The sequence below is a fragment of the Microbacterium sp. HJ5 genome (assembly GCF_054824025.1).
Genome location: NZ_JSYE01000011.1, coordinates 123417 through 137785, shown reverse-complemented (window position 1 = coordinate 137785; position 14369 = coordinate 123417). Strand labels below are relative to the sequence as shown.

Here is a 14369-nt window from a genome sequence, read left to right as displayed (position 1 = left end):
GCGTCCTCTCACGAGGAGGGCTTCCCAATGAAGGGCAGGAACCCACGATGACCGACACGACCACCCTGGAGCGGACCGAGCAGTCCGCCACGACGACCCTCGAGCACTGGGTCGGCGGCGCCGCCTGGGCGGGCGGATCCGAGCGGACCGGGCAGGTCTACAACCCCGCGTTCGGCACGGTGCAGAAGAACGTGCGCTTCGCGTCGAAGGCCGATGTCGGTTCCGCCGTGGACGTGGCGTCGGAGGCGTGGGCGCAGTGGCGCGACGCCTCGATCGCCAAGCGCCAGACGGTGCTCTTCGCCTTCCGCGAGCTGCTGAACGCCCGCAAGGACGAACTCGCCGAGATCCTCACGCGCGAGCACGGCAAGGTGCTCTCCGACGCGCTGGGTGAGATCGCGCGCGGAATGGAGGTCGTCGAGTTCGCGTGCGGCCTCGGCCACCTCACCAAGGGCGCGTACTCCGAGAACGTCTCGACCGGCATCGACGTCTACACGCTGCGTCAGCCGCTCGGCGTCGTGGGCATCATCAGCCCGTTCAACTTCCCGGCGATGGTGCCGCTGTGGTTCTTCTCGATCGCGCTCGCCGCCGGCAACGCCGTGATCCTGAAGCCCTCCGAGAAGGACCCCACCGCAGCCAACTGGCTCGCCGCGCTCCTGAAGGAGGCGGGCCTCCCCGACGGCGTGCTCAACGTCGTCCACGGTGACAAGGAGGCAGTCGACGCCCTCCTGGAGCACCCCGACGTGCGCGCGATCTCGTTCGTCGGCTCGACCCCGATCGCGAAGTACGTGTACGAGACCGCGACCGGTCACGGCAAGCGCGTGCAGGCGCTCGGCGGCGCGAAGAACCACATGCTGGTCCTCCCCGACGCCGACCTCGACCTCGCCGCCGACGCGGCCGTCAACGCCGGCTTCGGCTCAGCGGGCGAGCGGTGCATGGCCATCTCGGTCGTCCTCGCCGTCGACACGATCGCCGACGAGTTCGTGCAGAAGGTGTCCGAGCGCATGGCGACGCTGCGCACCGGCGACGGCATGAAGGGCTGCGACATGGGCCCGCTCATCACCGGCCAGCACCGCGACAAGGTCACCTCGTACATCGACGTGGCCGGTGCCGACGGCGCCTCGGTCGTCGTCGACGGACGCGACGCCGAGATCGACGGAGACGAGAACGGCTTCTGGCTCGGCCCCACGCTGATCGACAAGGTGCCCACCTCGTCGTCCGTGTACACGGACGAGATCTTCGGCCCGGTGCTCTCGGTCGTCCGCGTCGAGGGCTACGAGGACGGCCTCGGCATCATCAACTCGAGCCTCTACGGCAACGGCACGGCCATCTTCACGAACGACGGTGGCGCCGCCCGGCGCTTCCAGCGCGAGGTGCAGGTCGGCATGATCGGCATCAACGTGCCGATCCCGGTGCCGGTCGCCTACCACTCGTTTGGCGGCTGGAAGGCCTCGCTCTTCGGCGACGCGAAGGCCTACGGCCCGCACGGGTTCGAGTTCTTCACGGCCGAGAAGGCGATCACCTCGCGCTGGCTCGACCCGTCGCACGGCGGCCTGAACCTGGGCTTCCCGCAGCACGACTGAGCAGTGACCTCGGATGCCGCGACCCCGCGTGGGCCGCGGCATCCGTCGTTTCCGGGCCCGTCGTCGGCCGACTTCGGCCTCCCGGGCCGGCGAGGCCGCCGCGATGTCCCACTTCCCGGCCTTCGTGTCCCACCTTCCGCCGCTCCCGCTGCACCTAGAGGCCGAAAGTGGGACATGCCATCGGTGGCGTGGCGCTGAGGAGGCTCGGCGTCGGGGCGTGGCTAGAGGCCGGGGGCTTGACCCGGGGCGACTCGACCCGGGGCCTCGCCGTCGGGGGCTCTGCGTCGAGGGCTCGACTCAGGGGCTCCCGCTCATGACGGCGCGTACACGCGCAGTGCGTCCGGCACCACGACGCACCGCAGCCGGAAGCCCTCCGGTGCGCGCTCGACGAGCTCCCCGTCGTGGACGAAGACCGACGGATGCCCGGGCGCCGGTGTGACGCGGAGGTCGAGTTCCCGCACGACCCGGCGCTCGACGTCGGCATCCCGCGGGAACAGGCGCACCGCCCGCAGCACGGCCGAGGTCTTCTTGCCGAACGACAGTGCGGCGAGCGCACGCACCCGCGACCCGCGCGCGTGGTGGATGCGCACGTCGAGCTCGGAGGCGTCCGCCTCCTGCCGCTGCATCGTCGCGACGCGGTCGGGGTCGTTGCGTCCGGCGCTGACGAACACCGACCACACGCGGGCCCGGCGGCCGTCGAGCACGACGGTGAGCGGCTCGGTGCGGCGCAGGGCCGTCCACGTCGCGGCGACCCCGCCGAGCCATTTGCCCAGGCTGCTGCGTCGCTCGCGCTGCTCGATCAGCTCGGGATAGGCGCCGACCGACACCACGTTGAGCACCGTGAGCGGCTCGTCGTCGTCGGCGCGCGCCTCGACCACGCCCACCGCGACCGTCGTATCGGCCGCGAAGGCGTCGATCGCGGTGACGACGTCGGTGAGCCCGAGCGCCCGTACGAAGTGGTTGAAGGTCCCGCCCGGCATTGCGAGCAGCGGCCTGTCGTAGCGGCGCGCGAGCCCGGCCATGCGCGACACCGACCCGTCGCCGCCGTACACGCCGAGCACGGCGGGTGGGGCATCCGATTCCATCGCCTTCGCGACCACGTCGTCGAAGACCTCATCCTCAGCGAGCTCATGCACGACCGCCTCGGGCAGACGCTCGGCGAACGTCGCCGCAGGGTCGCTGCGGATCACGGCCGTGCCCGACCGGGCGTTGCGCACGATGAACACCCCGCGCCCGCGGGCGCGCGTGTCGTCGTCGGTCCCCTCCACGTGAGCGAGCGTACCCGCGCGCGGGCTCCCCAGCCCCGCGGTCGGCGGCACTGATTCAGGAGACGCCGCGGACGCGCGTCGCGGCGTCCCTGCTCGGCGTGTCGCCTGAATCTGGCACGCATCTCGGTGCCCGGCCCGTCGAACGGCGCCTCAGGCGAGCATCACGCCGGGAGGATCGGCCGGTTCTCGTAGAAGGTCTGCAGCACCACCGTCGTGCGGGTGTTCACCGAGGCGGCGAGGCGGATGTCGCGGATCAGCGTCTCGAGGTGCCGCGGCGACGTCACACGCACGAAGAGGATGTAGCTCGCGTCGCCGGCGATGGAGTGGCAGGCCTCGATCTCGCTGAGGTGCTCGAGGAGCTCCGGCGCGTTGTCGGGCTGGGCGGGGTCGAGCGGCGTGATCTCGATGAACGCCGAAAGCGGCTTGCCGACCGCCTCGGCGTCGACGACGGCGCGGTAGCCGGTGATCACGTCGCGGGCCTCGAGCCGGCGCAGCCGCGCCTGGACGGCCGACACCGACAGGCCGGTCGCCGACGACAGCTCCGCGAGCGTCGCACGCGCATTGAGCGACACCTCGCGCACGATGGTCGCGTCGATCGGGTCGTCCACGCGCCCGGGAGCCGGGGTCTGGTCTGGCAGGGCCATGCCCATGACACTACCAAGCACAGTCACGCGAGACAGGAAGTGTTCCTGTGGACAGCGAGAATCACAGGAAGGTTTCCCGTAGACTGACGTCAACCCAGCGACGATCGGAGGTTCACCATGTCCACACCCACCCGCGCCACGCAGGTCATCGTCGGCGAACCCGAGGTCGTCGAGGACGCCATCTCTCTCGCCGACGGGGTCGAGACCTCGGCCGCGTGGCAGAGCCTCAAGGGCGCAGGATCCGCTCTCCAGCCCCTCCAGATCAAGGACGGATCGATTCCGGATGCCGCGTCCCACGCGGCCGCCCGTGAGCACGTCGAGGCGATCATCGCCGCGATCGATGAGCTCGCCCCGCGCTTCCCGCACGACGCCGCCTACCTGGAGGCGTCGGTGCGCGACTTCCGACGCTGGATGGACGACGGCTTCGGCGTGCCCGACTTCCTCGACTCGCTCGTGGCGTTCCAGCCGCAGCAGCACCGGGTCGACGGCATCCGCCACCTCGTGGTGTTCCCGATGTACACGCAGAACGGCTCGTCCGACCGGCACGTCGAGGCGGTGCTCGTCGAGGTGATCTGGCCGGAGTTCATCGCCGAGCTCGAGACGGAGTACACCAACAAGCTCTTCGTCTCGCTGCGGTTCCTCGACTTCACGCCCGGCTACGACACGAACTCGGCGGTGCTGTTCCCCGAGACGGTCGCGATGCGCGAGATCCCCGCGTTCACGTGGGGCGCGATCTTCCAGGACCGCGAGGCCGCGCGCTACCGCCGCGTCGTGCGCGCCGCCGCCGAGATCACGAAGCTCGACCTGCCGGCCGACGCGGCGCGCATGCTCGACGACCAGGCGCTCACCGAGAAGACGTTCGTGATGTGGGACATCATCCACGACCGCACCCACATGCGCGGCGACCTGCCGTTCGACCCGTTCATGATCAAGCAGCGGATGCCGTTCTTCCTGTACTCGCTGGAAGAGCTGCGCTGCGATCTCACCGCGTTCCGCGAGTGCGTCGCGATCCAGGGCCGCCTGTCGGCTCAGGAATCGCTGACCGACGCCGAGGCCGAGATGCTCGAGCACGCGAAGCTCGTGCAGTACGCGGTGATCTTCGACCGGATCTTCCGGTTCTCGATCACCGGCTCGCGCGTGCGCAACTACGACGGCCTCGGCGGTCAGCTGCTGTTCGCGTGGCTGCACCAGCGCGGCGTGCTGCACTGGACCGACACGGCCCTCGCCTTCGACTGGGCCGAGGTGCCCGCTGCGGTGGTCGCCCTCGCCGACACGATCGACGAGCTCTACTGGCGTTCGATCGACCGCCCGAAGACGGCGCACTGGCTCGCCGCGTACGAGCTGGTCCGCGGCACGCTGACGCCGAACCCGGCCTCGGCGTGGGCGCGTGGACTCTCCGACGAGATCCTCGCCGGAGCTCCGAAGGGCTACACCGACGCGGTCATGGACGACGAGTTCCCGCTGTCGATGTTCTTCGAGGCGCTCGACAAGAAGATGAAGCCCGTCATCGAGTCGACGGCCGGCCTGACCGGGGCCGATGCCTGACTCCGTCGCCGGCCGGCTCGTGCTGATCGGGGGCGCGACGAGCGCCTCCGGTCTCGCGGCATCCCGCGTCCTGGTCTCGGCCGGGGCGCGGGTCGTCGCGGTCGGGCGTGACGGTGCGAAGCTCGACGAGCTCGCTGCCGCCGTGCCCGGCATCGCGGTCGAGGTGTGCGACCTGGCGGACGACGCCGAGGTCGCCTCGCTCGCCGGGCGGGTGCACGCCGCGCACGGCGCCGTCGACGGCATCCCGCACCTCGTGGGCGGCTGGCGCGGCGGCGGAGGCCTCGCGGGCCAGTCCGACGACGACTACCGCTTCCTCGAGGGATCCTTCACCGCGCTGCGCAACGTCACGCGGGCCTTCGACGCCGACCTGCGGGCATCGAGCGCGGGCAGGCTGGCGGTCGTCTCGTCGACCGCGGTCGCACGGCCGCTGGCCGGCGGGGCCAACTACGCGGCGGTGAAGGCCGCGACCGAGGCGTGGGCGCGCGCGGTCGCGCAGGGCTTCGCGAAAGCGGCTCGGGATGCCGGTCGGCCGCTGGCCGCGGCATCCGTCGTCTTCCGGGTCAAGAGCCTCGACGGGCTCGAGGAGGCCCTCGCGCAGCGATTCGCCGACCTGTGGGCGTCGGACGCCGACGACGTCAACGACTCGGTCGTCGAGCTGACCGACCCGACCCTCTGACCAGCACCGCCGCAGCGGCCCGAGCGGCGCGTGCCGTAACTCCGCCTGCGCCGACCCGCCGGCACCGAGCGGGCGCGTGGATCCGCGGGCACTCGAGCGGCTCCCGCCGGATCAGGCGGAGTTGCGACACGAACTAGATTGGAACACCGTGACCACGATCCACGACCCGAACCTGCGCGGCTTCGCCTCCGACAACTACTCCGGCATCCACCCCGAGGTGCTCGCGGCCATCGCCGCCGCCAACGACGGTCACCAGGTCGCGTACGGCGAGGACGACTACACCGAGCGGCTGCAGGCCGTCATGGCGCACCACTTCGGCGAGGGTGTCGAGGCGTACCCGGTCTTCAACGGCACGGGCGCGAACGTCGTCGGACTGCAGTCGATGCTTCCCCGTTGGGGCGCCGTCATCGCGGCGAGCACGGCCCACATCAACGTCGACGAGGGCGGCGCACCCGAGCGCGTGGGCGGCATCAAGATCCTCAACGTGCCGACCGAGGACGGCAAGCTCACCCCCGAGCTCATCGACCGCGAGGCGTGGGGCTGGGGCGACGAGCACCGCGCCCAGCCGCTCGTCGTCTCGATCACGCAGTCGACCGAGCTGGGAACGCTCTACTCGGTCGACGAGGTCCGCACGATCGCCGACCACGTCCACGGTCACGGCATGCGCCTGCACATGGACGGCTCGCGCCTCTCGAACGCCGCCGCCTCGCTGGACGTGCCCTTCCGCGCCCTCACGCGCGACGCGGGCGTCGACGTGCTGAGCTTCGGCGGCACCAAGAACGGCGCGATGCTCGGTGAGGCGATCGTGGTGCTGAACCCAGAGGCCTCGCAGGGGCTCACCTACCTGCGCAAGCTCGACATGCAGCTCTCGTCGAAGATGCGCTTCGTGTCGGCCCAGCTGGTCGCGCTGCTCGAGGGCGACCTGTGGCACCGCAACGCATCGCACTCGAACGCCATGGCGCAACGCCTGCGCGCGGGCGTCGAGGCCGGTCTCGCCGACGGCACCATCCACGGCGTCGCGTTCACCCAGCCGACCCAGGCCAACGGCGTCTTCGCGACCCTGCCCGACGGCGTCGCCGACCGTCTGCGCGCATCGTTCCGCTTCTACGACTGGGATGCCGCGAAGAACGAGGTGCGCTGGATGTGCTCGTTCGACACGTCCGAGAACGACATCGACGCGTTCCTGGCCGCGATCGCGCGCGAGACCTCGCGCAGCTGACCCGCACGCCGCCCGGCACGACGAAAGGGTGGGCCCCGCCTCGCGCGGGACCCACCCTTTCGTCGTGTTCGGCTCAGCCCTCGGTGCGCTGGAGCTCCTCGCCGTGCTCGGAGTGCTCGGAGTGCTGCGGCTGCTCGTCGGCAGCGGCCTCGGCCTCGTCAGCAGCGGCCTCGAGCTCGCCCTCGACTGCCTCCCCGTCGCCCGCTTCGTGGGCGGCGTCGACGTCCTCCGAGTGGAGCACGTGCTCGATCGGGGTCTCGTCCGCGAGCGCCTCGGCGGCGTCCTCGAGCGCCTCGGCGGCGTCCTCGGCGCTCTCGAGCACCTCGGCCGCGTGGAGCACCTCGGGCGCGGCATCGCCGGCCACGACCACGCCGGCGTCGGTGAGGTCGACCGGCACCGCGGGGCGGATGAGGTCCTTGACCTCGGCCATGAAGCTCGTCAGCTGGTGCTGCTGCCAGCGCAGCTGGCGGGTGCGGTCCTCGGCGTCGCGGAGGACCGCGTGCGAGTGGCTCGTGACGAGGTCGATGATCTGCTGGGCCTTCGCGCGCGCCTGGTCGAGCTGCTCGCGGGCGCGCACATTCGCGTCGGCCTCGACCTGCTGGGCCTGGGCGCGCACGAGCCGCTCGAAGTCGTCGGCCTTGGCCGACACGCGCTGAGCGTGCTCGAGCGACGCGGCGACCTGGTCGTTGGCGTCCTGCGTGATGCGCTCGGCGTGGGCGACCGCCTGATTGTGCAGCACGAGGAACTCCTGCTGCGCATCGTCCTGACGACGGGTGAGGGATGCCTCGAAGTCGAGGGCGCGCACGCGCAGCTCGCGCACGGCGTCTTCGGCCTCGGAGCGGGCGTGCGCCGTCTCGCGGGCGACCATCGAGCGCAGCGTCGCGACGCCCTTCTCGGCCTCGGAGCGGATTGCGGCGGCCTCGCGCTCGGCCTGCGCGACCTTCTCAGCCGCGTGCGCGGCTTCGCGCTCGATGCGGGCCTGGTGCGCGGTCAGCTCCGTCTCGATGCGCAGCCGCGCCTGCTGGGCCTCGTGCTGGGCCTGCGACACGATCGCCTCGGCCTCGGTCTTGGCATCCTTGCGGCGGTTGTCGATGTCTTCGTGGGCCGCGGCGAGCAGGCGCTCGCCCTGCACCGTCGCGTTGCGCAGCACCACGCCGGCCTGCTCCTCGGCGACGCGCAGGATCTCCTCGAACTGCGGGCGGTTCGGCGAGGCCGACTCCTCGGTGGCGCTCACGAGCTCCTCGGTGAGGGCCTGCACGCGGTGCTCGGCGCCGGCGAGCTTCGCCTTGGCAGCCGCGAGCTCTGCCTCGAGACGGGCGACGTCGCTGCGGTCGCGCGACCCGGCGGCGGCGACCTCGGACTCGAGGCGGTCGATCGCGTCCTGACGCTGCGCTGCCGCAGCTGCGAGCTCTGCCTCGAGACGGTCGGCCTTCTCACGGCTCTGCGACACGGCGGCGCTGGCGCGGCGCTGGTTCTGCTTGAGCAGCGTCACCTGCTCGGTCGCCGCGCGCACGCGGGCGTTGAGGCCGGCGATCGCGGTGTCGACCTCGTCCTTGTCGTAGCCGCGGAAGGCGGTGGTGAAGGCCGCTTCGGGGGCGGCCCCTCCGGCGGCGCTGATCAGCCGGTCGAACGGGTTGGTGCTGGTGTCTTCAGGGGTGTCGTGACGGGCGGGCGAGGCGTTGTCGGACATCGGGCGGGTCTCCGCTTCTTCGGATTCGGGGTTCGGCGTGCGCTTCGGGGGGATGGGGCGACGCGCACCGCGGCCCTCGTGCCGGGCGAGCACAGCGCACGCCGGCGGCGGGGGATCACGGGGAGACGACGCCCTCGGCGGCACCAGGTTCTCGGCGCAGGTGAATGCGGCGCGGGCAGGTGAAGAATACCCCGCCCGCCTGTGTGTTCCGCCACCCCGGAAAGAAGAATGTGGACAGCCTCGTCCGCTGCCCCGTGCACGCCGGTTCAGGCGCCCGCGAGCCACTCCCGGTATGCGGGGAACGAGTACTCCCGCCCGAGGAACGCCTGCACCAGATCGCGGGCGTCGCGCGACCCGCCGGGCTCGAGGATCTCGCGGCGATAGCGATGTGCGGTCTCCTCGTCCATGAGGTCCGCGTCGAAGCCCGACAGCAGATCGCGGGCGATGACGAGGCTCCACTGGTACGTGTAGTAGCAGGCGCCGTAGCCCGTGAGATGCCCGAACCCGGCGTACGGGTGCAGGCCGGGCAGCGGCTGCACCGGGCTCGTCGTCGCGTACAGGCGCTCGGTCTCGGCCTGCAGGTCGGCCGGACGGTCGACGTGCAGGTGATACGAGACGTTCGCGTGCCCGAGCTGGCGGCGCACCTCGAGCGCGCGGCCGAACGCGTCGGCCACCCGCATCTTCTCGACGAGCTCTGCGGGGATCGGCTCGCCGTCGGCGTTCGCGGTGAACGACCGGAGCACGTCCGCATCCCACGCCCACTCCTCGAGCAGCTGGCTCGGCGCCTCGACGAAGTCCCACTCGGTGGCGACCCCGCTGAACCGCACCCAGCGCTGACGGCCGCCCAGGATGTCGTGGACGAGGTGGCCGAACTCGTGGAAGAACGTCACGACCTCGTCGTGCTCGAGCAGCCCGCGGGAGAAGTTGCACAGCAGCACGGCTTCGGGCAGCGACCGCCCGGCGACGCCGGGCACGAGCGGGAAGCAGGCCGCGTGGTTGAACTTGCCCGGTCGGGGGTGAAGGTCGAGGTGGATGCGGCCGATCCGCTCGCCGGCGCGGAGCACGTCGTAGCTCGCGACGTCGTCGTGCCACGTCGGCACGTCGACCGGAACGTACTCGACGCCGAGCAGTCGCGCGGTGACGTCGAGCACGCCGGGCTTCACGCGCTCGAACGGGAAGTACGAGCGCACGAGCTGCGCGTCGACGTCGTACTCCTCGCGCTTGAGAGCGCTGAGCAGGTACCAGAAGTCGGCGATCGTGACCTCGCTCGCGCCGGGCTCGTCGCGGAGGAGGCGGTCCCTCAGCCGCTCGTACTCGACCGCGGCGGCCTCGGCGGATGCGGCATCCAGTCGCGACAGGAATGCGGGGATCTCGGGTCCTGAGCCGATCATGCGTGTCTCGGTCTCGTAGTCGGCCCAGTCCTCGAAGCCGAGCAGCCGCGCGCGCTCGGCGCGCACCTCGAGCAGCTCGGCGAGGACCGCGTCGTTCTCGGGCCATGCGAGGTCGTTGTACGCAGTGAGGAGTGCGACGCGCGTGGCGCGATCGGAGGCGTACTCGCGCACCGGCATCAGGTCGGTGTACTCGGTCGTGAGGGTCACCCTGCCCTCGGCGCCCACGGGGTGGGCGTCGATGAAGTCCTGCGGCAGACCGGCGAGGCCGCCGGGCGGGACAGTGATCTCGCGGCGCCCGTCGCGCACGTTGCGCGAGAACGTCAGCGACAGCTCGGTGTCGCGATCGGTGAGCGCACGCACACGTTCGCGCGTCTCGTCGTCGAGGTCGACCCCGCCGCGTCGGAAGTCGCGCAGCAGATGCGCCAGCAGCCGCGCCGCGTCGCCGTCGAGACCCGTCTGGTCGGCGTCGGCGAACACCGCCCAGAGGTCGCGGTCGAGGAGCCTCGCGCTGCTGAGCGCCTCGACCGCCTGCACCTGCGTCTCGGCGGCCTCGCGCACGGCATCGTCGGGGTGCGCCTCGCTGAGCAGGTAGGCGGCGCTCAGGGCCTCGGCGAGCGCGAACTCGGCGTCGTTCCAGCGTTCGAGCCGCTCGATCGTCGAGAGGTCCGGCGAGCCCTTGAGCTGCTCGTCGAGCGCGGCGACACGGGCAATCCGGTCGGCCGCACGGTCGGTGGCCAGTGCCAGCCAGCCCTCGCGGTCGGTCGGGAAGGACAGGGGCTCGAGTGCGACGTTGCTCACCCGACGAGCCTACGGCGCGCTCGTCTCAGCGCAGCGCCCCGACGCTCGCGAGTGCCAGGCGCACCAGGGTGCCGCGGCCGCCCTCCATCTCAGCGGAGAGAGCGTCGGATGCCGCTTCCTCCGGCTTCAGCCACGTGACCTCGAGCGCGTCCTGACGCGGCTCGCACGTGCCCGTCACCGGGACGACGAACGCGAGCGACACGGCATGCTGGCGGTCGTCGTGGAAGGGGCTCATGCCGGGAAGCGGGAAGTACTCCGCCACCGTGAACGGCGTCGGCTGCGGGGGAAGCAGCGGGAACGCCATCGGTCCGAGGTCGTTCTCGACGTGGCGGAACAGCGCGTCGCGCACGGTCTCGCCGTAGCGGACCCGTCCCGACACGAGCGTGCGCGTCATCTCGCCCAGCGGCGTCGCCCGCAGGAGGATCCCCACCTCGGTGACCACACCCACGCCGTCGGTGCGCACCGGAAGCGCCTCGACGTACAGCATGGGCAGCCGCCGGCGGGCCTCGGCCAGCTCGATGTCGGTCAGCCAGCCGGGGTTGGCCGCGGCATCCGGACTCGGCGAGCCGAACGTGCCGTCGCCCAGCTGACGACCGCCTTGGCCGAACGACGCCCCCACGCCGCCCAGCGGGTCGCGCGGCGTGCCGTCGTCGTCGCGCTCGTTCGGGTCGGGGTCGGGGGTGCGGACCGGCATGACTCCTGTATACCCCACGGCCTCCGGCGGCGGGGGTCGGTGCAGAGCCCCCGGCCCTCTTCCGGCCCGCGGCGGACGGGCGTAGCGTGCGACCCACATCGCAACCATCACCTGAGGAGGGATGACATGCACACGGCGGCACGCGCCGCGCTCGCCGCCACGGCGACCGCGGCAGCTGAAGTGAGCGGCAGGATGGTCGGGTGAGCATCCCCGCACCCCTCGACGCCGAAGCCGTGCTGTGGTCCGCCGACGCGGCCGCCCGCGAAGGACGACCGCTCCTCGTGCTGCTGCACGGTTACGGCGCCGACGAGAACGACCTCTTCGGGCTCGTGCCCTACCTGCCGCCCGGGTTCGCCGTGGCCGCGGTGCGGGCGCCGCTCGCCCCGCCGTTCCCCGCGCCCGGGTACTCCTGGTACCCCATCGAGGGGCTCGAGAGTCGCGACCCGGTGCACGTCACGACCGCGGCCGCTCAGCTGATCGAGTGGACGGATGCCGCGGCATCCGCTCATCGATCGGTGGGTCTGCTCGGCTTCTCGCAGGGAGCGGCGGTGGCGCTGCAGGCCATGCGCCTCGACCCTGCCCGCTTCGCGTTCGCAGTGAACCTCTCCGGCTACGCGACCCCCGGCGACCTCCCGCACGACGGGGCGCTCGCCGAGAGACGACCGCCGGTCTTCTGGGGGCGAGGGACCAATGACGACGTCATCCCCGAGTTCCTCGTCGAGCACACGACCGAGTGGCTGCCGCGGCACGTCGAGCTGAGCGGGCGCGTGTACCCCGGCCTCACGCACAGCGTCTCGGAGCAGGAGCTCGCCGACGTGCGGGTCTTCCTCGACAAGCAGCTGGACGGGCTCGGCTGACGGCTCTCGCCCGACGAGCACGAGATTCCCAGGCGCGCGGGCGGGGCATCCGCTATCGTGGCCTCTGGCCTTGTCCCCTCTGTGAGGAACTCCCTTGAAGCTGATCGTCGCGACCGCGCTGTAATCGCGCTGCTCCGTCGATCCTTCGATCCCGACGGCCCAGCGCTTCCGATTCCGCGCTGACCGTCGATCCCGCCGCCTTCTCCTCGGCTTCCGCGGGCGTACCCGCCGACCGCCGGGACGCGGCATCCGGTGTCAGCGCATTCACGACACCCACGGAGGCCTCCATGTCCACCCATACCCTCACCCCTTCGGTCATCCTCGACCGCGTCTCTTTCGCGTGGTCGGACGGAACGCCCGCCCTGACCGATGTGTCCGGCGCCTTCGGCGTCGGGCGCACCGGCCTCGTCGGCCGGAACGGCTCCGGCAAGTCCACGCTCCTGCGGCTCATCGCCGGCGAGCTCGCGCCCGCCGCGGGCAGCATCGCGACGTCGGCCGAGGTCGCGTACCTGCCGCAACGGCTCACCCTCGACGTCGGGCGTCCCGTCGCCGAGCTGCTCGGCGTGTCCGCGCCCCTCGCCGCACTGCGGGCGATCGAGTCGGGCGACGCCGATCCACGGCACTTCGACGCGGTCGGCTCCGACTGGGACATCGAAGCGCGCTCGCACGCCGCCCTCGCCGAAGCCGGCCTCGCGCCTGAGATGCTCGACCGGAACGTCGGCGAGCTGTCGGGGGGCGAGGCGGTGCTGACGGCGATCGCCGGGATACGCCTGCGCGGAGCATCCATCGCCCTGCTCGACGAGCCCACGAACAACCTCGACCGCGACGCCCGCGCGCGGCTCGGCGCGATGGTCCGAGGCTGGCGAGGGACGCTCATCGTCGTGAGTCACGACGTGTCGCTGCTCGAGCTGATGGATGAGACGGCCGAGCTCTACGCCGGCGAGCTGTCGGTGTTCGGCGGCCCGTACTCCGAGTGGCGGGCGTGGCTCGACGCGGAGCAGGACGCCGCCAAGCAGGCCGAGAAGGCTGCGGCGCAGGCCGTCAAGCGCGAGAAGCGCGAACGCATCGAGACCGAGGTGAAGCTGTCGCACCGCAGCGCCATGGGCAAGAAGGCCCAGATGGAGAAGCGCGTGCCGAAGATCATCGCGGGCGGACGCAAGATGGCCGCCCAGGTCTCGGCCGGAAAGCTCCGCACCGAGGCACGGGGCAAGGAGGCCGAGGCGCGCGAAGCGCTCGACGCCGCCGGGCGCCGCGTGCGCGACGACGACGCGATCCGCATCGACCTGCCCGATCCCGGCGTGCCCGCCGGGCGCCGCATCGCGACGCTGAGCGACGGGCACCGCTCGTGGGTCGTGCAGGGCCAGGAGCGGGTCGCCCTCGTCGGCGCCAACGGCGTCGGCAAGACGACCCTGCTCGAGAGCCTGATCGGGTCAGCGTGTCACAACTCCGCCTCGAGCGGCGGTCGGGTCCCGGATGCCCCTGCGACGGCGGGCGAGCCGAGCCAGGGCGCAGATTCGAGGCGGAGTCACGGCACGGGCGAGCTGCACACCGACCGGGTCGGCTACCTGCCGCAGCGGGTCGACGGCCTCGACGAGCGCGCGTCGGTGCTCGAGAACGTGGCGGCCGCGGCATCCGCCGTTCCGATTCCCGAGCTGCGCAACCGGCTGGCCCGGTTCCTCATCCGAGGGGCCGCGGTCGGGCGGCCGGTGTCGACGCTGTCGGGCGGCGAGCGGTTCCGCGTCGCCCTCGCGCGACTGCTCCTCGCGGATCCGTCCCCGCAGCTCATCGTGCTCGACGAGCCGACGAACAACCTCGACCTCGACACGGTCGGCCAGCTCGTCGACGCCCTCGCCGCGTACCGCGGTGCGGTGCTGATCGTGAGCCACGACGACGCGTTCCTCGAGCGCCTCGGTGTCGACACGACGCTCGAACTCGGGGCGGACGGCACGCTCAGCGAACTGTGACGCGGGCGCTCGGCATCCGGTTCCGCACGAACCGGATGCCGAG

11 protein-coding genes are annotated in these 14369 nt (G+C 71.8%); 6 read left to right on the top strand and 5 right to left on the bottom strand.

Going from position 1 to position 14369, the window contains the following annotated elements; translation table 11 throughout:
• Positions 1 to 47: 47 nt before the first annotated feature.
• Entirely contained in the window at positions 48 to 1580 is a 1533-nt protein-coding gene (locus tag OB08_RS05355) for a CoA-acylating methylmalonate-semialdehyde dehydrogenase (RefSeq protein ID WP_461472889.1), read from the top strand.
• A 311-nt stretch (positions 1581 to 1891) separates the two neighbouring features.
• Here the strand turns inward: OB08_RS05355 and OB08_RS05350 are convergent, their stop codons facing one another.
• Positions 1892 to 2848 carry a diacylglycerol/lipid kinase family protein gene (locus OB08_RS05350; protein WP_461472887.1) on the bottom strand — a complete coding sequence of 319 codons (957 nt, stop codon included), beginning with the start codon at positions 2846 to 2848 and terminating at the stop codon, positions 1892 to 1894.
• 161 nt (positions 2849 to 3009) lie between these two features.
• A complete protein-coding gene (locus OB08_RS05345) occupies positions 3010 to 3456 on the bottom strand; it encodes an Lrp/AsnC family transcriptional regulator (protein WP_461472941.1) in 447 nt (148 codons plus the stop codon).
• A 153-nt stretch (positions 3457 to 3609) separates the two neighbouring features.
• Between OB08_RS05345 and OB08_RS05340 the strand changes: the two genes are divergently transcribed.
• The 3 genes from OB08_RS05340 to OB08_RS05330 all read left to right on the top strand — a co-directional run bounded on the left by OB08_RS05340 (position 3610) and on the right by OB08_RS05330 (position 6932).
• Positions 3610 to 5037 carry a DUF6421 family protein gene (locus tag OB08_RS05340; RefSeq protein ID WP_461472885.1) on the top strand — a complete coding sequence of 476 codons (1428 nt, stop codon included), beginning with the start codon at positions 3610 to 3612 and terminating at the stop codon, positions 5035 to 5037.
• Positions 5030 to 5713, top strand: coding sequence for an SDR family NAD(P)-dependent oxidoreductase (locus OB08_RS05335; RefSeq protein WP_461472883.1), 684 nt, complete (start codon positions 5030 to 5032; stop codon positions 5711 to 5713). The genes OB08_RS05340 and OB08_RS05335 overlap by 8 nt, the downstream gene beginning before the upstream one ends.
• A 148-nt stretch (positions 5714 to 5861) precedes the next feature.
• Positions 5862 to 6932 carry a threonine aldolase family protein gene (locus OB08_RS05330; RefSeq protein ID WP_461472881.1) on the top strand — a complete coding sequence of 357 codons (1071 nt, stop codon included), beginning with the start codon at positions 5862 to 5864 and terminating at the stop codon, positions 6930 to 6932.
• Positions 6933 to 7005: 73 nt separating this feature from the next.
• Here the strand turns inward: OB08_RS05330 and OB08_RS05325 are convergent, their stop codons facing one another.
• From OB08_RS05325 to OB08_RS05315, 3 genes are all read right to left on the bottom strand, one after another.
• Positions 7006 to 8622, bottom strand: a complete 1617-nt coding sequence (locus OB08_RS05325) for a hypothetical protein (protein WP_461472879.1) — start codon at positions 8620 to 8622, stop codon at positions 7006 to 7008.
• 266 nt (positions 8623 to 8888) lie between these two features.
• Positions 8889 to 10811, bottom strand: coding sequence for a M3 family metallopeptidase (locus OB08_RS05320; protein ID WP_461472877.1), 1923 nt, complete (start codon positions 10809 to 10811; stop codon positions 8889 to 8891).
• A 25-nt stretch (positions 10812 to 10836) separates the two neighbouring features.
• Positions 10837 to 11505: an NUDIX hydrolase family protein gene (locus OB08_RS05315; RefSeq protein ID WP_461472875.1), complete on the bottom strand. Its 669-nt coding sequence runs from the start codon at positions 11503 to 11505 to the stop codon at positions 10837 to 10839.
• A 200-nt stretch (positions 11506 to 11705) separates the two neighbouring features.
• On the opposite strand from OB08_RS05315, the gene OB08_RS05310 reads away from it, so the two are divergent.
• A complete protein-coding gene (locus tag OB08_RS05310; protein ID WP_461472873.1) occupies positions 11706 to 12362 on the top strand; it encodes an alpha/beta hydrolase in 657 nt (218 codons plus the stop codon).
• A gap of 287 nt (positions 12363 to 12649) precedes the next feature.
• On the top strand, positions 12650 to 14326 hold the full coding sequence (locus OB08_RS05305; protein WP_461472871.1) for an ABC-F family ATP-binding cassette domain-containing protein: 1677 nt from the start codon (positions 12650 to 12652) through the stop codon (positions 14324 to 14326).
• Positions 14327 to 14369: the final 43 nt, after the last annotated feature.